General features: G+C 65.8%; 16 protein-coding genes. 10 read left to right on the top strand and 6 right to left on the bottom strand.

Features of this window, described 5'->3' with window-relative positions; genetic code table 11:
- Positions 1 to 89 precede the first annotated feature (89 nt).
- The gene (locus tag ASE70_RS00420; protein ID WP_056500239.1) at positions 90 to 1106 is read left to right on the top strand and encodes a cupin-like domain-containing protein; all 1017 of its coding nucleotides are present in this window, start codon (positions 90 to 92) and stop codon (positions 1104 to 1106) included.
- On the opposite strand, the gene ASE70_RS00415 is transcribed toward ASE70_RS00420, so the two are convergent.
- The 4 genes from ASE70_RS00415 to ASE70_RS00400 are packed head-to-tail and all read right to left on the bottom strand — an operon-like array spanning position 1103 to position 7076.
- Positions 1103 to 2614 carry a tryptophan halogenase family protein gene (locus tag ASE70_RS00415; RefSeq protein WP_056500237.1) on the bottom strand — a complete coding sequence of 504 codons (1512 nt, stop codon included), beginning with the start codon at positions 2612 to 2614 and terminating at the stop codon, positions 1103 to 1105. The genes ASE70_RS00420 and ASE70_RS00415 overlap by 4 nt on opposite strands.
- Positions 2611 to 4125 carry a tryptophan halogenase family protein gene (locus ASE70_RS00410; RefSeq protein WP_056500232.1) on the bottom strand — a complete coding sequence of 505 codons (1515 nt, stop codon included), beginning with the start codon at positions 4123 to 4125 and terminating at the stop codon, positions 2611 to 2613. Before ASE70_RS00410 ends, ASE70_RS00415 begins: the two co-directional genes overlap by 4 nt.
- On the bottom strand, positions 4122 to 5525 hold the full coding sequence (locus ASE70_RS00405; RefSeq protein ID WP_235519486.1) for a tryptophan 7-halogenase: 1404 nt from the start codon (positions 5523 to 5525) through the stop codon (positions 4122 to 4124). The genes ASE70_RS00410 and ASE70_RS00405 overlap by 4 nt, the downstream gene beginning before the upstream one ends.
- Before the next feature lie 30 nt (positions 5526 to 5555).
- A complete protein-coding gene (locus ASE70_RS00400) occupies positions 5556 to 7076 on the bottom strand; it encodes a tryptophan halogenase family protein (protein WP_268795528.1) in 1521 nt (506 codons plus the stop codon).
- Positions 7077 to 7434: 358 nt separating this feature from the next.
- Between ASE70_RS00400 and ASE70_RS00395 the strand changes: the two genes are divergently transcribed.
- On the top strand, positions 7435 to 10836 hold the full coding sequence (locus tag ASE70_RS00395; RefSeq protein ID WP_056500228.1) for a TonB-dependent receptor: 3402 nt from the start codon (positions 7435 to 7437) through the stop codon (positions 10834 to 10836).
- Between the two features lie 73 nt (positions 10837 to 10909).
- Here ASE70_RS00395 and ASE70_RS00390 read toward each other — a convergent pair whose 3' ends face one another.
- Positions 10910 to 12421, bottom strand: a complete 1512-nt coding sequence (locus ASE70_RS00390) for a replicative DNA helicase (protein ID WP_055995492.1) — start codon at positions 12419 to 12421, stop codon at positions 10910 to 10912.
- Between the two features lie 91 nt (positions 12422 to 12512).
- Between ASE70_RS00390 and ASE70_RS00385 the strand changes: the two genes are divergently transcribed.
- The 5 genes from ASE70_RS00385 (at position 12513) to ASE70_RS00365 (ending at position 14969) form a co-directional block, all read left to right on the top strand.
- The gene (locus tag ASE70_RS00385; protein ID WP_056500225.1) at positions 12513 to 12995 is read left to right on the top strand and encodes a UPF0262 family protein; all 483 of its coding nucleotides are present in this window, start codon (positions 12513 to 12515) and stop codon (positions 12993 to 12995) included.
- A complete protein-coding gene (locus ASE70_RS00380; RefSeq protein ID WP_056500221.1) occupies positions 12995 to 13663 on the top strand; it encodes a GH25 family lysozyme in 669 nt (222 codons plus the stop codon). The genes ASE70_RS00385 and ASE70_RS00380 overlap by 1 nt, the downstream gene beginning before the upstream one ends.
- Positions 13660 to 14106 carry a cytidine deaminase gene (locus tag ASE70_RS00375; protein ID WP_056403081.1) on the top strand — a complete coding sequence of 149 codons (447 nt, stop codon included), beginning with the start codon at positions 13660 to 13662 and terminating at the stop codon, positions 14104 to 14106. Before ASE70_RS00380 ends, ASE70_RS00375 begins: the two co-directional genes overlap by 4 nt.
- Positions 14107 to 14190: 84 nt before the next feature.
- The gene (gene dcd, locus ASE70_RS00370; RefSeq protein ID WP_056500218.1) at positions 14191 to 14745 is read left to right on the top strand and encodes a dCTP deaminase; all 555 of its coding nucleotides are present in this window, start codon (positions 14191 to 14193) and stop codon (positions 14743 to 14745) included.
- A 2-nt stretch (positions 14746 to 14747) separates the two neighbouring features.
- The gene (locus ASE70_RS00365) at positions 14748 to 14969 is read left to right on the top strand and encodes a hypothetical protein (RefSeq protein WP_055995508.1); all 222 of its coding nucleotides are present in this window, start codon (positions 14748 to 14750) and stop codon (positions 14967 to 14969) included.
- On the opposite strand, the gene ASE70_RS00360 is transcribed toward ASE70_RS00365, so the two are convergent.
- Positions 14915 to 17080: a ComEC/Rec2 family competence protein gene (locus tag ASE70_RS00360; RefSeq protein ID WP_235519484.1), complete on the bottom strand. Its 2166-nt coding sequence runs from the start codon at positions 17078 to 17080 to the stop codon at positions 14915 to 14917. The two genes, ASE70_RS00365 and ASE70_RS00360, sit on opposite strands and share 55 nt — an antisense overlap.
- A gap of 64 nt (positions 17081 to 17144) precedes the next feature.
- On the opposite strand from ASE70_RS00360, the gene gltX reads away from it, so the two are divergent.
- The 3 genes from gltX to ASE70_RS00345 are packed head-to-tail and all read left to right on the top strand — an operon-like array spanning position 17145 to position 20085.
- Positions 17145 to 18575, top strand: a complete 1431-nt coding sequence (gene gltX, locus ASE70_RS00355; protein ID WP_056500215.1) for a glutamate--tRNA ligase — start codon at positions 17145 to 17147, stop codon at positions 18573 to 18575.
- Between the two features lie 18 nt (positions 18576 to 18593).
- A complete protein-coding gene (locus tag ASE70_RS00350) occupies positions 18594 to 19877 on the top strand; it encodes a citrate synthase (protein ID WP_056403075.1) in 1284 nt (427 codons plus the stop codon).
- Between the two features lie 25 nt (positions 19878 to 19902).
- Positions 19903 to 20085, top strand: a complete 183-nt coding sequence (locus ASE70_RS00345; RefSeq protein ID WP_055997145.1) for a hypothetical protein — start codon at positions 19903 to 19905, stop codon at positions 20083 to 20085.
- The last annotated feature ends 288 nt before the right edge of the window (positions 20086 to 20373 follow it).

Raw genomic sequence — 20373 nt, 5'->3', positions numbered from 1 at the left:
CGCGATATCATCGACTTCCGCAAACCGGCGATTTACAGGCTGTTACATCCGGCGCGTCGGCGCGCCACGGTTTTGGCAGGCATTTCCATATGACGCGCAGTTTTCAGCCGATCCGTGAATGGCACGACGTCGATCGTCTTCGGTTCGAGACCGAGATCGTGCCGCTGCGCCAGCCGGCGGTCCTTCGCGGGATCGCCGCGTCGTGGCCGGCGGTTCGGGCCGCACGGCAGTCGGACGAGGCGTTGCGCGACTATATCGAGGCGACCGATCTCGGCAAACCGGTCCCCGCCTTTCTGGGGCCGCCGCAGATCAACGGGCGATTCTGGTACACCAACGACCTGCGCGGGCTGAACTATCAGCAGCGGATCGCCCCGATCGGCGAATTGCTGCGCGCGCTGATGAGCGTGCGGGACGAGGAACAGCCGCCGGCCTTCTATGCGGGCGCGGTGCCGATCGCCGAAAACTGCCCCGACTTCGCCCGCGACAATGTGCTGGGCGTTGCCGGTCCGGGCGCGGTCGCGCGGCTGTGGGTCGGCAACCGCGTCACCGTGTCGACCCATTTCGACATGTCGGAAAACGTCGCGGTGGTGGTCGGCGGACGACGCCGCTTCACGCTGTTCCCGCCCGAACAGGTCCGCAACCTGTATGTCGGGCCGTTCGACTTCACCTTTGCCGGGCCGCCGGTCAGCATGGTCGACCTGCGCAATCCCGACCTCGAACGCTATCCGCGCTATGCCGAGGCGCTGGAAACCGCATTGGAAGCCGAACTCGAACCCGGCGACGCGATCTACATCCCCTATATGTGGTGGCATCAGGTCGAGGGGCTGTCGCCGATCAACGTCCTCACCAACTATTGGTGGCCCCTGACCCCGCGCGATTGGCAGGGGTCCCCCTTCCGCACGCTGATGCACGCGGTGATGAGCATCCGCGACCTGCCCGAGCGCGAGCGCGACATATGGCGGACATGGTTCGACCATTATGTCTTTGGTGCGGGCCATGACGCCGTCACCCACATTCCGGCCGCCGGTCGCGGCGCGCTGGGCGAGATGACGCCCGACAGGGCACAGCAGGTGAAGCATTATCTGATCGACGACCTGCGTCGTTAGGACGGACTGCGACAAAACCGGTCGATGAACGCCATATGGTCGGGCATCGCCCGCACCCCGGCATCCATCGCGCCGGCGATATGGGTCATGCGGCGATCGAGTTCGTCCGCCGACAGGATGTCGGCGATCGGGTGATGCCGCTTCGGGTGGATATTCTGCCCGTGCAGCACCGCCAGCCAGCTCGTCGCGCTGAACAGTTCGTTGTCGTGCCGGTACAGCCGCGCATTCTCGCGGAAGATGGCGATGCGTTCCTCGAGCGACGCCGGGATCGCCATGTCGCGGCAGCGCCGCCAGAGTGGGCTGTCGTTGCGGGCCGTCGCCTTGTAATGCAGGATCAGGAAGTCGCGGACCTGTTCATACTCCAACCGCGTGCGCCGATTGTAATAATCGATATCCGGCTGATTGAACGACCGATCGGGGAAGTTGGTCAGCAACCGCGCAATTCCGGTCTGGATCAGATGAATCGACGTCGATTCGAGCGGTTCGAGAAACCCCGCCGCCAGCCCCAGCGCGACGACGTTCCGGTCCCACGCCTTGCGCCGACACCCCGCCGTGAAGCGCAGGAAGTTCGGGTCCGCCAGCGGTGCGCCGTCGAGGCCGTCGTTCAGCATCGCCAGCGCGGTGTCGTCGTCGACATAGTCCGAACAATAGACATGGCCGTTGCCGGTGCGCGACTGGAGCGGGATGCGCCAGCGCCAGCCGACGCTGGTCGCGGTCGCTCGCGTATAGGGCGTCGGATCGCCGACGCGGGCGCAGGGCCGCGCCACCGCCCGATCGCACGGCAGCCATTCGCACCAGTCGTCATAGCCAGCGTTCAATGCGCCTTCGATCAACAACCCGCGAAAGCCCGAGCAGTCGATGAACAGGTCGCCCGCGACGCGGCTGCCATCGTCGAGCAGGACATGATCGACATGGCCGTTCGCACCGTTCAGCGCGACGTCGACGATCCGCCCCTCGGTCCGCACGACGCCCGCCGCTTCGGCCCGTTCGCGCAGATATTTGGCATAGAGCGCGGCATCGAACTGAAACGCGTAGCTGATGCCGGCCAGCGGCGATCCGCGACGCGACGGATCGGGCCGCATGAATTTGCCCGCCCGCGCCGCACCGACGCCGATGCTGAAGCGATCGAGCGGCAATGCACCCCCCGCCTGCGCGTGGCGATACCAGAAATGGTGGAAATGGATGCCCTCCATCTCCTGCCCATAGGTGCCGAAGGGGTGGATATAGCGCTCGCCAATCTGCCCCCAATCGACGAATTCGATGCCCAGCTTGAACGTCGCGCAGGTCCGCCGGACGAAATCATCCTCGTCGATGCCGAGCAGGCGATTGAAATACTGGATGTGCGGGATCGTCGCCTCGCCGACGCCGACCGTGCCGATCGCTTCGGATTCGACGACGCGGATCGCCATGCCGCTGCCGGCCAGCATGTGCGACAGCGCCGCCGCCGCCATCCATCCGGCCGTGCCGCCGCCGACGATCACGATGCTGCGGATGTTCGCCTCGCTCATGCCGCCATCGCCGGTGCCGGGCAGTAGCGGGCGAGGAAGTCGCCATGCGTCGGCATCCGCGCCACCGCCGCCGCCATCGCGTCGCGCATCGACGCGAGGCTGCGTGCGACATCGCGTTCGGGCAGCGTCGCGACGATCGGATCGGAGGACGTCGGCACGATCCCCTGCCCCAGCATCACCGCGACCCAGCTCGGCCGGGTGAACAACTCGTCATTGTAGCGGAACACGCGTCCGGTTTCGCGGAACAGTTCGATCTTGTGAAGCAGCGTATCGGGCAGTCGCATGGTGCGGCAATGGTTCCAGAACGGCGTGTCGTCGCGCGTGGTCGCTGCATAATGCAGGATGATGAAGTCGCGCACCTGTTCGAACTCGGTGCGCATATGGCGGTTATATTCGGTGCGCAGGATGTCCGGAATGTCGCCGCGCGGGAACAGCGAGATGAACCGGCTGATCCCCTCCTGAATCAGATAGATCGACGTCGATTCGAGCGGTTCGAGAAACCCCGCCGCCAGCCCGATCGCGATGCAGTTGCCCGACCAGAAGGTATCGCGACACCCTGCCCTGAACCGGATGCGACGCGGATCGGCAAGTGCCGGCGCATCGAGACCGGCCAGCAGCGTCGCACTCGCCGCTTCCTCGGTCGTGAAGGCGCTGGCAAAGATATGGCCGTTGCCGACCCGCCGCTGCGTCGGGATGCGCCATTGCCAGCCGGCGTCGCGCGCGGTCGCGCGGGTATAGGGGGTCGGCGGCCCGGCATGTTCGCTCGGCACCGCCAGCGCGGTATCGCACGGCAGCCAGTGGCTCCAGTCGACGAACCCGCTGCCCAGCGTCTCGCCCGCGAGCAGCGCCCGGAACCCGGTGCAGTCGAAGAAGAAATCGCCCGCGACCCCGCGTCCGTCGGCAAGGGTCAGGCCGGTGATCGCGCCATCCGCCCCCCGCCCGACCGCACCGACGATCCCCTCGATACGGACGACGCCGCGCTTCTCGGCATAGCGGCGCAGGAAGCGGGCATAGAGCGTCGCGTCGAAATGATAGGCATAGCGGATCTGCGACAGCACCGATCGCGGGTTCGGGTCGGGCAACGCGAACCTGCCCGCCCGTGCCGCCACCGCGCACAGGCTGTATTCCTCGATCGGTTGCGGCGCGCCATGCTCGCGGGCCCGCAGCCAATATTGGTGGAAGTCGATTCCCTGCATGTCGACGCCATGCTGACCGAACGGGTGGACATAGCGATCCCCCCTGGCACCCCAGTCGACGAACTCGATACCCAGTTTGAACGTCGCCTGCGTCGCGGCCATGAACTCGGCCTCGTTGACGCCCAGCATCTGGTTGAAAGCGAGGATGTCGGGGATCGTCGCTTCGCCCACCCCCACCGTGCCGATCGCATCGGATTCGACCAGGGTGATCGCGACGTCCTTCGGATCGAGCAGGCTCGACAGTGCGGCGGCGGTCATCCACCCCGCCGATCCGCCGCCGACGATCACGATCCGGCGCAACAGCGGCGCACTCATACCATTCCCCGCTTCAGATATTGTTCGAGTTGCGCGCGATAGAGGCGCGCGGGCGGCAGCTTCGCCACCGCCTGTTCGATGTCGCGTTCCATGGTCGACAGATACTGCCGCACCCGGCCCGGGTCGGCGCGATCGGCCAGCCGGTCGTGCCGACGGGGCCGCGATCCCAGCCCCAGATGCAGGATCGTCCAGTCCTCCGGGTGAAAGGGTTCGAGGTCATAGGCGACCAGCACCCCGCGATCGGCGAACATGGCCAGCTTGCGCGCCAGCTTCTCCGGCACACACTCCGCCGTCGCCGCCTGCCAATAGGGGCCGTCCGGCAGTCCGTCCGCCGTAAAGAACGCGCGCTGGAACAGGTCAGCATGGTCATGATCGTCGGCGAACCGGCGATCATATTCGCGCGCCTCGACCACCATGTCGCGCCGCGCGGGGATCAGCGTCAGCAGCCGTTGAATATCCTGTTCCAGCAGCATCATCGGTGCCGGCGTCAGAGGCTCGACTACCGCCGCCGCCTGTCCGATGCCGACGCAATTGCCGACCCAGCCGTGCGACCGGCGGCCAAGCACGACCTCGGCTGGACCCGCCGCCGACACCCGCATCCGGCGGACGCGCCCTTTCAACGGGGTCTCGCTCTGCCAGCCATCGGGCGTCACCCGCACCGTCCGCAGTGGCGTTTCGTCGCCCCCCGCATCGTCCTCGACCGCGAGCGCGATCCGTCGCGTCCCCCGCCAGTCGGGTGCTAGTGCCGCCAGCAACAGCGCAGCGGGACCGCTGCAATCGACATACAGGTCGGCGGTCAACAGCGAGCCATCGTCCAGCCGCACGCCCGCGATCGCACCGTCCGCAACCTCTACACCGACGACCGAACCGCCGACCCGCTCGACCCGCCCCGCCGGCACCGCCGCCGCGAACAACGCGGCATAATCGACCGGGTCGAATTGATAGCCATATTCGGCGCGGCCCAGCGGGTGCTGGCCGTCGCCCTCGCGCGGCGGATGGACGAACACGCCGCGCCGCGCCGCCTGTACCCCGGCGATATAGGGCGTGATCGCATCCCCCCCGACCAACGCCAGATACTGATGCAGTTGCACCCCGTCGATCACCGGGAACGGCAGCGCAAATCCCTGCATCCAGCCGCGCCCGCCCCAATCGGCATAGCGCGTTCCCCAGGAGAAGCTCGTATCGCTGGTCAGGATCAGTCGCCGCTCATCGACCCCGGCCGACAGGTTGAAGGCATAGGCCGACGGCGCGGTCACGCTGCCATAGAACAGGTCGCTTGCCCGCTGGTCACCCGCATCCACGCGCATGATCGCGACATGCGGCGGCAGCTGCGCCGCCAGCGTCGCCACGGTCATCTCGGCGGCCAGTCCGCTGCCGCACACCAATATGCGTCCGACCACTGCGGATGTTTCGACCCCCTGCATCGTCGGTCAGGCCGCCAGACCGGCCGCGGCCGGCGATCGGCGGATATAGTCGGCATGGTCAGGCGTCGCCTGCACCGCCTGCGCCACCGCACGCCGTAGCGCCGCCGCCCGAGCGGCGATCGTCGCATCGTCCTGCGCCAGCACGCGCGGATCATATCCCTTCGGCATCAGCCTCTGCCCCAGCATGACCGCCACCCAACTGGGCGGCAGGAACAATCCGAACTGATAGGGTACGACATAGCCGCGCGTCAGCCACGCATCGATCTTCGCCTGCAAACTGTCGGGCAAGGTCAGCGCACGGAAATGCCGCCACATCTCGCTGTCCTCGCGCTCGGTCGCGACATAGTGGAGCAACAGGAAGTCGCGCACCCGTTCGAAATGCAGCGCCATCCGCCGGTTATATTCGGCGATATCGCCCGCGTCGAAGGCGCGTGTCGGGAACAGCGCCAGCAATTCGGTAATGCCGTCCTGGATCAGATGGATCGACGTCGATTCGAGCGGTTCGAGAAACCCGCTGGCCAGCCCGATCGCCACGACATTGCGCTTCCAGAAATCGCGCCGCCGCCCCGTCGTGAAGCGCAGCCGTCGCGGTTCGGCCTGCATCGGGGCGTCGAGATTGGCGATCAGCTGATCCTGCGCATCGTCGTCGGAGATGAAGCTGCTGCAATAGACATGACCGTTGCCGACCCGGTGCTGCAACGGAATCCGCCACTGCCACCCCGCCGTCCGTGCCGTCGCGCGGGTATAGGGGCCGAGCGGTCCGCGACTGTAGGTCGGTACCGCAACCGCCCGGTTGCACGGCAGCCAGTTGCTCCAGTCGTCATAGCCCGACTGAAGCGCCCCTTCGATCAGAAGCCCACGAAACCCCGAGCAGTCGACGAACAGATCGGCGTCCAGCACCCGCCCGTCGGCCAGCGTCACGTTGCGGACGTGACCATTCTCACCATACAGCGCGAAGTCGACCACCTTGCCCTCGATCCGCTCGACGCCGCGTGTCTCGGCATAGCGGCGCAGGAAGCGGGCATAGAGCGAGGCGTCGAACTGATAGGCATAGCCGAAGCTCGATTCGACCTGCCGCACGTCGCTGCCCGGATGGCGGAAGCGGTTGTGTTCGGCGGCGATCACCGGGAACGAATATTCGTCCAGCCGGGTCGCATCGCCCAGCTCGCGCAGTCGCAGCCATTGGTGGTAAAACGGGATGCCGTCGTCGGTCGGTCCGTAATTGCCGAACGGATGGATGTAGCGGTCGCCGATTCGGCCCCAGTCGCAAAACTCGATGCCCAGCTTGTAGGTCGCTTCGGTCGCCCGCATCAGGTCCGATTCGGCGATACCGAGCGTCGTGTTGAACGCCCGGATGTGCGGCAGCGTCGCCTCGCCCACCCCGACCGTTCCGATCTCGTCCGATTCGATCAACTGCACCCGCACGCCCAGACCCTGCAGCCTGTTCGCAAGCGCAGCGGCGGTCATCCATCCGGCGGTGCCGCCACCGACGATACAGATGCGTTCGATGTCGTCCGGTCCGGTCACCTCTTGCCCGACCCGGCCATCGTCAAATCCGCCATTGTGCCGTCCTCTCAACAGTCACGACGCGCCGCACAAGAGTTGCTGCAATTACAGCTGAACCTCACTGCGATGCAGCATACATTCAATACGTAATGTTATTTTGCTTAATAGACAAAGCGTCGCCGGCGGACAATTGTCAACGACGTCGTCTAAATATGTTACCGCTATCTTGCCGGGGTAAATCAGATCCGTTATGCCTCCAACCGTTGCCGCACCATTGTCTGCCGTTTCGTATCGATAAACGAAAAACGAGCAGCAAGGATCGGGCACAGGGGACACCGGGCGGCGCGCCAAGACGCCGCTACAGGGAGGGGATTGATTGATGAAGATGCAGGTACTCGCGTATCCGTCGCGTTCGGCCAGGCGGTTGCTGATGGCCACCTCGGCGCTGACCCTCGCGCTCACGCCGGCGGCGGCCTTTGCCCAGACCGCGATCACACCGCCGAACGAGAAAGTGCCCACGCCGCTGGCGAACGCGCAGGACGCGACGCCCGAAGGGGAAATCGTCGTCACCGGCATTCGCGCCGCGCTTGAATCGGCCAAGGAAATCAAGCGTCGCTCGTCGACCTTCGTCGATTCGATCACCGCATCGGACATCGCCACGCTGCCCGACCTTTCGGTCGCCGAAGCGATCGGTCGTATTCCGGGCGTGACTATCTCGCGGTTCCCGACCAACGGCGGCAGCCCCGACTTTCCGTCCCCCGAAGGTCGCGGCAACCTCGTGCGCGGCCTCGGCTTCGTGCGTTCGGAATTCAACGGTCGTGACGCATTCTCCGCCAATGGCGGTCGCTCGCTCGACTTCTCCAGCATTCCGCCCGAACTGGTCGGCGGCGTCGACGTCTACAAGAACCAGAGCGCCGACCTGATCGAAGGCGGCATCGGCGGCACGATCAACCTGCGCACGCTCGAACCGTTCGACAGCAAGAAGGACCTGTTCGTCGTCGCGTTCGACGGCACGTTTTCCGATCTTCGCGAAAAATGGTCGCCGCAGGGCAGCATCACCGCGGGCAAGCGCTGGAAAACCGGCATCGGCGAGATCGGCATCCTCGGTTCCTATTCGCGCTCCCGGCTCGATTCACGGATCAACGGCTGGCAGCAAAGCCCGCCGATCCCGCGCGTCCTCGACGCCAACGGCAACGTCCCCGAAACCGGCAACTTCAACGACGACAACCGGACCAACGAATTCATCGGGGCCGATCCGTCGCGCATCGTCGGCATCACCCCCGGCTTCCAGTTGCGCAACACCGACTTCGATCGCGACCGCATCAGCTATTACGGGGCGGTGCAGTGGCGCAACGACAGCCTGCAGGCGACGTTCAAGTATATTCGCGTCGAAACCAAGATCAACAGCACCGAGCGGACGCTGGAATGGTTCCCCGATCATAATGGCGGCGTCCAGATCGGCGTCCAGAACATGCAGCTGAACAAGAACTGGGGTTCCAGCGGGCTGCCGATGTGCAGCGGCCCCGGTGGTCGTCCGGTCGCTCCCGGCGATTGCGAAACCCTGTATCCGGTACAGGGCGGCCTGATGGAATCGGGTCTCGTCACCAGCAACAACGATTCCTGGACGGGTGCGCGCGGTCGCGACATCGGCATGCTCGGCGTCGGCAAGCAGGAGGAAGCGACCACCGAAGATTTCAGCCTGAACCTGAAATGGACCGCGAGCGAGCGGCTGTTCGTGACGGTGGACGGTCAATATACGAAGGCCGATGCCAGGCAGCGGCAGATTTGGGGTGGCATGAACAGCTACTTCAACTATTCGGTGAAGCCGGACCTCGACCACCCGCGCGTCGAATTCTTCATCGATCCGACGCACCGCTTCAATCCCGGCAATACGCGCTTTACCGGCGACCGTGATCCGGTGACCACCGACGGTGTCATCACCACGCCGGGCATCTTCATTCCGACGCCGACCAGTTCGAGCGACTTCAACGGTGCCAATTTCCAGTTCGCCGCCGATCAGTTCCAGAACGGCGAAGGCGACCTGTACTCGCTGCGCGGCGACCTGAGCTACGACGTGTCGGGCGCGGACGGCCTTGCCGGCTGGTTCGACAGCGTGAAGTTCGGTGCCCGTTTCGCTGAGCGCAGCCAGGTCAATTCGGAAATGGCGCTAAACTGGGGTGCGATCGCGCCGGCATGGGCCGGTGGCTATGGCATCGCCGGCACGTTCCAGAACCCGAACAAGGGCTTCGAAGCGGTCAGCTTTAAGGACTTCTTCCGTGGCGACGGCGTCATTCAGGGCAGCAACACCGACTTCGTCTTCGTGAACCAGAATATCCTCAACGACTATTCCGCGTTTCGCAAATATATCGCCAGCGAACCGCAGCTGGCGACACTGGGTAGCTGGGTCCCACGCGGCACCGACAACGGTACGCGCTTCGGCCAGGGCATCTATCGTCCCGAGGATACGTCCGACATCACGGAGCGGACGAAGAACGCCTATGTCCGCGTCGACTTCAAACATGATTTCGACGGCGACATGTCGATCGACGGCAATATCGGCGTGCGGTACGTCCGTACCGAGCTGCAATCGTCGGGCTTCCAGGCATTTCGGCCGTTCAATCCCGATCTGCCGTCCTGCAGCCTTACCGGCGGTCCGGGGCAGCAGAATTGCCAATACACGTTCGACCCGGACACCGGTAAGCGGCTGCGTACCGACGACGCCGAAAGCCGCGACGACATTCGCGACTTCGCACCGCAGGCGGTCGCCTATGCAGAACAGGCCGCGATCCCGACTACGCTCAACCTTGTTGACGAACGGTGGCTGCCGTCGTTCAACATGAAGTTCAACCTGAACCGCGAGATGCTGTTCCGCTTCGGCTACAGCAAGGGGCTGAGCCGACCGAACGTGCAGGATCTGCGCGCGTCGCAGGAATATGTGGTCACCACCACCACCACCCGGTACGACCAGATCACCGATCGGAACGACCCGCTATTCGGCGTGGATCGCGGTGCGCAGGACGTCTCGGCCAGCGAAATCCGCGTCAGCCGCGGCAACCCGTTCCTGAAGCCGACGACCGCCGACAGCTTCGACCTCTCGTACGAATGGTATTTCAAGGGCGGCTATCTGTCGGTCGCGGGCTTCTACAAGAGCCTGTCGAACATCATCACCAACGGCGACCTGTCACTGGGAACGACGACGCTCGACGGCAAGACCCTGAACATCGTCTACAACGGCGCGGTCAATCAGGCGAAAGCCAAGGTGAAGGGCGTCGAGGTCGGGTATCAGCAGTTTTTCGACTTCCTGCCGGGGCCGTTGAAGCATCTCGGCGTCCAGGCGAACTACACCTTCATCGATGCGACCACGACACCGCCAGGCAACGGTGCCGACGCCAATGGCGACGGGGTGCCGGACGATGTGACGCAGGTGTTCCGCTGGGGCGTCAGCGACCTGCTCGGCCAGTCCAAGCACATCGCCAACGCGGTCGCGATCTATCAGGACAAGGTGGTCGAGGCGCGTCTCGCCTATAACTGGCGCTCGTCGTACCTGCTGACCTATCGCGACTATGTAACGGGCAACCCGATCTTCGCGGAAGATGCAGGCTTCCTCGACGCGTCGCTGAAGTTCAACATCGGCAACCTTCAGATCCGCGGATCGATCGCCAATATCCTTGACACCAAGAGCAAGGCATATGGCATCATCGACACCGATGGTCAGAAGTATGACCGGTTCAGCTTCCTGAACGATCGCCGTATCGTAGTGGGCGCGCTGTTCCGTATCTGACGTCGACAGCACAAACACATCGGGGGAGGTGCCACCGGCACCTCCCCCTTTTTTTTGCGTCAGGACCGACCGGTCATTCGTCCAGACCGCTGAACCCGCTGCCGGCATAGTCGCTGAACTTGGTGATCTGCGGCTCGAACTTCAGCGTGACCTTGCCCGTCGCACCGTGGCGCTGCTTGGCGATGATGAGCTCGGCGAGGCCATAGACCCGTTCCATATCCATCGCCCATTTGGCATGGTCCTCGAACACCTTCGCATCGTCGCCGTCGCGCGGACGCTTCGGCTCCTTGGCCGCGACATAATAGTCTTCGCGGTACACGAACCAGACCATGTCGGCGTCCTGCTCGATCGAACCGGATTCGCGAAGATCGGACAATTGCGGCCGCTTGTCTTCCCGCTGTTCGACGGCACGCGACAACTGCGACAATGCCATCACCGGCACGCCGATATCCTTGGCAAGCGTCTTCAACCCGCGCGAAATCTCCGAGATTTCCTGCACGCGGTTGTCGCTGCCCTTGCCCGACCCCTGCAACAGCTGGAGATAGTCGACCACGACCAGCCCCAGTTCGCCGTCCAGCTTGCGCTGCAACCGGCGGACGCGGGTGTGCAGCCCTGAAATCGTCAGGCCAGCGGTATCGTCGATATAGAGCGGCAGCTGTTCGAGATCGGCGGCGGCGTTGGCGAGGCGGGTGAAATCCTCCTTGCGGATCTTGCCCATGCGCAGCGCTTCGGAACTGATCGACGCCTGCTCCGCCATGATACGCGTCGCCAGCTGGTCGGCGGACATTTCGAGCGAGAAGAACGCGACCTTGGCCCCGACCGACTTGCCCTTTTCCATGCCGGCGCGCTGATCGTCCATGTACCGCTGGGCGGCGTTGAAGGCGATGTTGGTGGCGAGCGACGTCTTCCCCATGCCGGGGCGGCCGGCAAGGATGATGAGATCGCTGTGGTGCATGCCGCCGATCCGGCCGTTGATCGAATCGAGCCCGGTCGTGACGCCCGACAGACCGCCGCCCGAATTCATCGCGCGTTCGGCCATGCGGACCGCCATCGTCGTCGCCTGCGCGAACGATTTTACCGCATTGGTCGTATTCCCCTCGGCCGCGACCTTGAACAGCGCTTCCTCGGCCGCCTCGATCTGCTTTTTGGGGTCGACTTCGGTCGAAGTGTCGGTGGCGTTTTCGACCAGCGTGCGCCCGACCGTAATCAGCGCGCGCAACTGGGCAAGGTCGTAGATCTGCTGCGCGAACTGGCGCGCGCCGATCAGGCTGGCATTGCTGCCGGTGATCTCGACCAGATATTGGGTGCCGCCGCGCGCCGCGAGCAATTCGTCATTGTCGAACATCGGGCGCAGCGTCACCGGGCTGGCGATCATGCCGGTGCGGCGCACATCGCGGACCCGTTCGAAGATGCGCGCATGGGCGGGATCGTAGAAATGTTCGGTGTCCAGCCGTTCGACCATGTCGTCGGCAAGGCCGTTGTCGATCAGCATCGCGCCGAGCAAGGCCGCCTCCGCGTCGACATTGTGGGGCACGCGCGGTGGTTGCGGGGGAGTACCCCCGCCGATGCTGTGAACAGTAGCCATCGCCCCTTCTCCCAGACCTGAGGCTTACGCTCAACCGGTTGACAGCGCATTTTGCGGTGGACGCCACGCCACGAAGCGGCGACAGGAGGCCATGGCCGATCCCCGGATCATCGACGTCACCCTCGACGAGCGCACGATCCTGTGGCGCAGCGCCGATATCGAGCAGGAACGACGGATCGCGATCTTCGATCTGCTGGAGGCGAATCACTTCGCCCCGGCCCGTGTGTCGCCCGACAATTATGCCGGTCCGTATCGCATCGCACTATCGGTGCCTGAAGGGCGACTGGCGATCGATATCGCACGCGAGGACGGCAGCCTGATCGAGACGCTGGTGCTGGGCATGGCGCGCCTGCGCCGCCCGATCCGCGATTATTTCGCGATCTGCGACAGCTATTACAAAGCCATTCGACAGGCGACCCCGCACGAGATCGAGACGATCGACATGGCCCGGCGCGGCATTCACAACGAAGCGGCCGAGGCGCTGCGCGAGCGACTGGACGGCAAGGTCGAGATCGATTTCGACACCGCCCGCCGGCTCTTCACCCTGATCTGCGTGCTGCATATCAAGGGCTGATGCGGTTCAGGTCGATTCTCGTCGCGCTGGCGGTGCTGGCACTCGTCGCGCTGTTCGCGTGGCGATGGTCGTTCGGCTGGACGCCCGAACGCGCCCGGTTTCCGGTGCAGGGCCTGACGGTCTCGGCGGCGGACGGCGCGATCGACTGGCCGACCGTCCGCGCTCGCGGGGCGGACTTCGCCTATGTCACGGCATCGCAGGGGACGCAGCGCGATGCGGCATTCGAGACGAACTGGAACGGCGCGCATTCTACCGGGCTGCGACAGGGCGCGCTCCACGTCTTTTCGCTGTGCGAGCCGACCGCCGATCAGGTCACCGCCTATCTGACCACCGTGCCGCGCGCGGCCGACGCCCTGCCCGCGACGCTGGCGCTCGACTTCGCCGACGACTGCGCCACCCGCCCGACGCGGGCGCAGGTGCTGACGGCGATCCGCGGCTTTCTGGCTCCCGCCGAATATCATGACGGCCGGCCGATGATGCTGCGCATTTCGCCGGCGTTCGAGGACGAATATCGCGTCAGCGCGGCGATCGTCCGCCCGCTCTGGGCGCAGCGGCGCTTCTTCGAACCCACCTATCTGGCGCAGCCATGGCGGATGTGGCAGGCGAACCCGGCACGGCGGTTCGATGGCGTCGCGCGTCCCGTCGCGTGGAGTGTAGCCGCCCAATGACCGATCCCGCCGCCCTGATCGACGCCGCGCGCGCCGCCGCCGCAAACGCGCACGCGCCGTATTCGCGCTTCGCGGTGGGCGCGGCGCTGTTGATGGACGACGGATCGATCGTCACCGGGGCCAATTTCGAAAATGCCAGCTACGGCCTGTCGCTCTGCGCCGAGACCGTCGCGATCGCGACCGCCTCCGCCGCCGGCCGCCTGCGCCAGATCGTCGCGATCGGCGTGATCGGCGGCGCGATGGACGCGGACGGCCGCGCCACCGGCACCACGCCGGTCAGCCCGTGCGGCCGCTGTCGACAGGTCATCAACGAAGCCGCGCAGATGGCCGGCCGCGACCTGCCGGTCCATTGCGGCGCGGCGGAGGGCGATTCGATGCGGACCTATCGCCTGTCCGAGCTGTTGCCCGACGCCTTCGGGCCGGCCGATCTCGGGATCGGCTGACCGCCTTCACCACGTCGGGTATGAAGCCGCTTGCCCTGCCCCCGCGATCCGGCGATGGAGCGGCCAGCAGCAAGAGGGCATGATATGACGATCCTGTCGGATCACTGGATCCGTAAAACCGCGCTGGCGACGGGGATGATCGAACCCTTCGTCGAATCGCAGCGGCGCGAGGGCTGCATCAGCTATGGCCTGTCGTCCTATGGCTATGACGCGCGGGTGTCGGACGAGTTCAAGATCTTCACGAATGTCGACTCGGCGGTCGTCGACCCGAAGGATTTTGCGCAGAACAGCTTCGTCGATCGCAAGACCGACGTCTGCATCATTCCGCCCAACAGCTTTGCGCTGGCGCGTACTGTCGAATATTTCCGGGTACCGCGCGACGTGCTGGTCATCTGTCTGGGCAAATCGACCTATGCCCGCTGCGGCATCATCGTCAACGTGACCCCGCTAGAGCCGGAATGGGAAGGGCATGTCACGCTGGAATTTTCGAACACGACGCCGCTGCCCGCCAAGATCTACGCCAATGAAGGCGCGTGCCAGTTCCTGTTCCTGAAGGGCGACCAGCCGTGCGGGACCAGCTATGCCGACCGTGCGGGCAAATATATGGGCCAGCGCGGCGTGACGCTGCCGCGGCTCTGACCATGATCGGGCGGAACTGGACCGGACGGAGCGCCGTGGTGCGGTCGGCGGCGTTGCTGCCGATCCTTGCGCTGTTCGGCCCGAAGCTGCCGATGCCATGGGCGTTCGTGCTCGGTGGAATGCTGATCGCGTGGTTCGCCTTCGTCTGCGCGCGCGTCGCGATCAACGATCATCGCAAGGCGTCGGAAACCCCGCCCTTTCGCCCGTTTCGCCGTTCACGATAGGGCGGACGCGGCGGCGCGATCGTCTGCGGCACCTCCCATGGATGCCGCCCGCCGCCCCGCACCGTCGTCACCCGAGCGTCGGCCAGCGATATGGCCACTCCGCCGGTGCCGGCGAGCGTCGTCCGGTCGAGCTTCAGCCAGCGCGGGGTGCAGGCGGCGGGCAGACGCCGGTCGCTGACCACGATGTCGGCGCGGCGGCAGGCGGCGACCAGTTCCGCCCATGGCACCGCATAGCCGCTGCGGGTGGCGACGATTGTCCAGCGCCGGTCGCCCGCCTGCCGGGTGGCGATGCACAGATCGGCGCTGCATTTCACGCCCGGCTGCTCCGACAATGGCGGCAATGTGCCCTCGACACCGCCGCCTTCGCCCAAAGTCGATCGGACATAATCGCCCGCCCGGTCGCGCAGGATCGCCATGCCGCCGGCCGGCGTCGCCAGCGCCAGATGCCGTCCGTCGCCGGTCACCAGCAGGTCGGGTGCGGGCGTCGCCAACGCCCACAGCCCACCGATCGCCAGCGGCACCAGACCCCAGCGCCGGATGGCCGTGCGCCACAATGCGATCCACAGGCCGCCGGCCACCATCAGCGCGAACGCACCGTCCGGCATCGCGGGCAACGCCGCGACCGACCCCGGTGCCGCCGCCACCGTCCGGGCGATCCACAGCAGCAGCGCCAGCGACCGCTCGACCACCCACCATGCCGGCGCGCCCAGCCCGCCGAGATCGAGCAGCAGCGCCAGCGCCTCCAAGGGCATGGTGACGAAGGTCGTCAGCGGGATCGCCACGATATTGGCGAGCGCACCGTACAGCCCGGCCTTGTGGAAATGATACAGGCCGATCGGCATCAACGCCGCCTCGACCAGCAGGCCGGTCAGCAGCAGCGAGCCGAGACTGCGCGCGAACCGCCGCCAGACCGCTTCGTCGCGTTGCAGGAACCAGCGATGGACGCGAGGATGTTCGTGCAGCGCGACGATCGCGGTGACGGCAGCGAAACTCAGCTGGAAACTCGGACCCGCCAGCGATTCGGGCAGGACCAGCAGCACCAGCAACGCGCCCGTCGCGATCAGCCGCAGCGTGATCGCTTCCCGCCCCAGCGACAGCGCGGCCAGCACCAGCAGCGCGGCGATACACGATCGCACCGTCGGCACGTCCGCGCCCGACAGCCAGGTATAGGCAAGCGCGGTCATCGCCCCCGCCCCTGCCGCCACGACCGGCAGCCGACACCGCAGCGCGATCGGCGGGAACAGCGCCAGCAGTTTCAGCACCAGCGTCATCGTACCGACGACCACCGCCGTCACGTGCAGTCCGCTGATCGACAGCAGATGGGCAAGGCCCGAGCGCCGCATCGCTTCGGCATCGGCTTCGGCGATCGAGCCGCGGTCGCCGGTCACGAACGCGGCGGCGATCCCGCCCTCGCTGCCATCGACGCGCGCGACGATATGTCCGGTCAGCGTCGAACGCAGCGCGGCATTGCCCGGATCGCCCGGCGCGACGACCCGGATAGGCGCGAAGCCGCGCCCGGTCGCGCCGATCCCCTGAAACCACGCGGTCCGCGCAAAGTCATAGGCTCCCGGCAGTGCCGCCATCGGCGGCGGCATCAGGCGGGCGCGGAGCGATAGCCGGCTCCCCGGTACGACCCCGGGGGGTAGATCATCTTCCGCGATATTCACCCGCACCACCGGCGGCAGTCGCGCGGCTACGTCCGGACGCAGCGTCAGCCGCACCAGTTCGCGCGCCGGGAGCGGCTCGACCCGCTCGACCCGCGCCTCGAACGCCGCGACGACCGGCCGGGCCAGCACCGGTGCCGCGACCCGCTCCGCGCGCCACCAGATCAATCCGCAGCCGAGCATCGCCAGCAATCCGCCGATGGTGATCGCCCGCGCCGTCCGCGTCCCCCATGGCAGGACCAGTCCGGCCAGCGCCACCGCCAGCCCGGCCAAAAGCACCGCCGCCCACGCCGCCGGCCCCGGCAGCACGAACCACGCCGCGATCCCCGTCCCCAGTGCGACCGGCATCCACAGCGGCAATTGCCCCCGCTCCGCCTCGGCAAAGCGTTCCAGCGCGCCGAGGAACCGAGCCCCGACGTGCGTGGTTTGAAGCAGGCGGGGTGCCATGCTAGGGGCGTTCGCGGCTGAGCTTGCCATATCTGTTCCACCCGATTTCTGGGAGCATCCGCGCTTGGGCGCAACCACTTCCGCGACGCCTGTCGTCACCCGTTTCGCGCCGTCACCGACCGGCTTTCTCCACATCGGCGGCGCACGCACCGCGCTGTTCAACTGGCTCTATGCCCGTCGCCATGGCGGTCGTTTCCTGCTGCGGATCGAGGATACCGATCGCGCGCGGTCGACCCAGCCGGCGATCGACGCGATCCTTGACGGGATGCGCTGGCTCGGCCTCGACTGGGACGGCGACGCCGTGTTCCAGTTTGCACGCGCCGATCGCCATGCCGCCGTCGCGCACCGGCTGCTCGACGCCGGCCATGCCTATCGCTGCTATGCCACCCCCGCGGAACTGACGGCGCTGCGCGAGGAACAGCGCGCCGCCGGCAGGCCGATCCGCTACGACGGCCGCTGGCGCGATCGTTCGCCCGAGGACGCCCCCGCAGGCGCGCCGTTCGTGGTACGGCTAAAGGCACCCAAGGAAGGGTCGGTCACGATCGCCGATCAGGTGCAGGGCGACGTCACCGTCGCCAATGCCGAACTCGACGATTTCGTGCTGCTTCGATCGGACGGTACGCCGACCTACATGCTCGCGGTCGTCGTCGACGATCACGACATGGGCGTCACGCACGTCATTCGCGGCGACGATCACCTCAACAACGCCTTCCGCCAGCTCGCGCTGATCCGCGCGATGGACGCGGTCGAAGGCGGCTGGCCCGATCCGGTCTATGCCCATGTGCCGCTGATCCACGGTGCGGACGGGGCCAAGCTGTCGAAGCGCCACGGCGCGCTGGGTGTGGAAGCCTATCGCGACGAACTGGGCGTGCTGCCCGAGGCGCTGAACAACTATCTGCTGCGTCTCGGCTGGGGGCATGGTGACGAGGAGATCATCAGCCGCGAGCGTGCGACCGAGGTGTTCGACCTGTCGGGCGTCGGACGTTCGCCGTCCCGTTTCGATACGAAGAAGCTGCTGAACCTCAACGGCTATTACATCCGCGAGGCCGACGATGCCCGCCTGGCCACGCTCGTCGCGGAGCGGTTGCCCGACGGGATCGACCGTGACCTGTTGCAGCGCGCCATGCCGGTGTTGAAGGTCCGCGCCGCCGACATCAACGAACTGGCCGCCAATGCCGCCTTCTTTTTCAGGTCGCGCCCGCTGGCGATGGACGATGGGGCGACCACGCTGCTGACGCCCGAGGCACGGGCGATCCTGACGCAGTTGCACGCCAAGCTTGACGCACTCGCAGCATGGGATACGGAGACGATCGAAGCTGCGGTACGCGAGGTGGCGGAGGCCGCGGGGTTGAAGCTGGGTGCCGCCGCGCAACCGCTTCGCGCCGCGCTGACGGGTTCGCGCACCTCACCGGGGATTTTCGACGTGCTGGCCCTGCTGGGCCGCGAAGAGAGCCTCGGCCGCATCGAAGACCAGATGGCCAAACCGGCCGCATAACCTAACAGGAGACGCCAGATGGCCGATAACGCTAAACTGCAGGTCGCGGGCAAGGACGTCGAATTTTCGGTGCGATCGGGCACCATCGGCCCCGACGTCGTCGATATCCGCAAGCTATATGCGCAGACCGGCGCGTTCACCTACGATCCGGGCTTCACGTCGACCGCCAGCTGCGATTCGGCGCTGACCTATATCGATGGCGACGAAGGCGTGCTGCTGCACCGCGGCTATCCGATCGGGCAACTGGCCGAAGAATCGTCGTTCATGGAAGTCGCCTATCTGCTGCTGAACGGCGAACTGCCGTCGGGCGACGAACTGGGCAATTTCACCAACACGATCACCCGCCACACGATGCTGCACGAACAGCTCGCGACCTTCTATCGCGGCTTCCGTCGGGACGCGCACCCGATGGCGATCATGTGCGGCGTAGTGGGCGCGCTGTCGGCATTCTACCATGACTCGACCGACATCACCGATCCGGTCCAGCGGACGATCGCGTCGCACCGTCTGATCGCCAAGATGCCGACGATCGCGGCGATGGCGTACAAGTACAGTGTCGGGCAGCCGTTCCAGTATCCCGACAATTCGCTCAGCTACACCGGCAACTTCCTGAAGATGACCTTCGGCGTGCCGGCCGAAAAGTATGAAGTGAACCCGGTCGTCGAAAAGGCGCTGGACCGCATCTTCATCCTCCACGCCGATCACGAACAGAATGCGTCGACCTCGACCGTGCGTCTGGCCGGTTCGTCGGGGGCCAATCCGTTCGCCTGCATGGCCGCCGGCATCGCCTGCCTGTGGGGTCCGGCGCATGGCGGGGCCAACGAAGCCGCGCTCAACATGCTGCGCGAGATCGGCACGCCGGAACGCATTCCGGAATATATCGCCCGTGCCAAGAACAAGGACGATCCGTTCCGCCTGATGGGCTTCGGTCACCGCGTCTACAAGAATTACGATCCGCGTGCGACCGTGATGCAGAAGACGGTGCGCGAAGTGTTCGAATCGCTCGGCGTCAACGATCCGGTCTTCGAAACCGCACTGCGGCTCGAGGAACTGGCGCTGTCGGACGATTACTTCATCGAAAAGAAGTTGTTCCCGAACGTCGACTTCTATTCGGGCGTCATCCTGTCGGCGATCGGCTTCCCGACCACCATGTTCACCGCGCTGTTCGCGCTTGCCCGCACCGTCGGCTGGGTCGCGCAGTGGAACGAGATGATTTCGGACCCCGAACAGAAGATCGGCCGTCCGCGTCAGCTCTACACCGGTCCCGCACAGCGCGATTACGTGCCGGTGGGGCAGCGCTGAGATGCGCATCGTCCGGCGCGTAGTGATGATCGTTGGTGCGATCCTCGCGTTCGTCGGGCTATTCTGGCTGGGTCAGGGGATGGGGATCATCCGCTGGCCCGCCAGCTCGTTCATGATCGACCAGTATCTGTGGGTCGTCACCGGATCGGTCGTCGCCGCGCTCGGCTTCCTGCTGGTCCTCATCGCACGGCGACTGCCCGGCCGATAAGCCGCATCGACTCGGGCGCGGCGCGCCCGGGTCCGATCGATCCATGCCGGCCCCGAACATCGACCGGCGCGCGCCTTTCCCACATCGATGATCGCCGCCCGCGACCAACCCCGACGCCGCAAGTCACGGGCAACCTCTCCGCCCGACGTCCGACTACCGCCCGAACGTTACCGTTGGTCAACCGGAAATTTATCGGGCACCCGCGTACTTAAATCGATCTTAATCCCCGTCTGTCAGAGAAATCGGCAGCTCTACTGGGGGCAAGATCGAATGACCTCTGCTTTTTGC

The organism is Sphingomonas sp. Leaf22, assembly GCF_001421715.1.
In the GTDB taxonomy this organism is placed as follows: domain Bacteria; phylum Pseudomonadota; class Alphaproteobacteria; order Sphingomonadales; family Sphingomonadaceae; genus Sphingomonas.
This window is presented reverse-complemented; position numbering and strand designations above follow the sequence as displayed.